The sequence below is a fragment of the Variovorax sp. 22077 genome, assembly GCF_052044195.1.
In the GTDB taxonomy this organism is placed as follows: Bacteria; Pseudomonadota; Gammaproteobacteria; order Burkholderiales; family Burkholderiaceae_C; genus Variovorax; species Variovorax atrisoli.
Map to the genome: position 1 here is coordinate 1 of NZ_JBQEQC010000113.1, position 412 is coordinate 412.

Here is a 412-nt window from a genome sequence, read left to right on the forward strand (position 1 = left end):
GCTGGACATGAGCCGGTCGATGTCCACCAGGATCAGCATCCGCTCGTCCAGCGTGCCCAGCCCGATCAGGTAGTCCGCGTCCAGCACCGAGCCCATCTCCGGCGCCGGCTTGATCTGCTCGCCCGTCAGCGTGATCACGTCCGACACGCTGTCCACCACCATCCCCACCACGCGCCCGCCGATGTTCAGCACGATCACCACCGTGAACTGGTCGTACGTCGGCTCCCCAAGCTTGAACTTGATGCGCATGTCGATGATCGGAACGATGATCCCCCGCAGGTTCACCACCCCCTTGATGTATTCCGGCGCGTTCGCGATCCGCGTCACCGCGTCGTACCCGCGCAGCTCCTGCACCTTCTGGATGTCTATCCCGTACTCTTCATCGCCCAGCTTGAAGGTCACCACCTCCAGG

At 63.3% G+C, this 412-nt stretch carries 1 protein-coding gene; it reads right to left on the reverse strand.

Going from position 1 to position 412, the window contains the following annotated elements:
* On the reverse strand, positions 1-411 hold a 411-nt coding region (locus ACTJLF_RS34735; protein ID WP_440884919.1), incomplete at its 3' end, for a chemotaxis protein CheW.
* Position 412 lies beyond the last annotated feature (1 nt).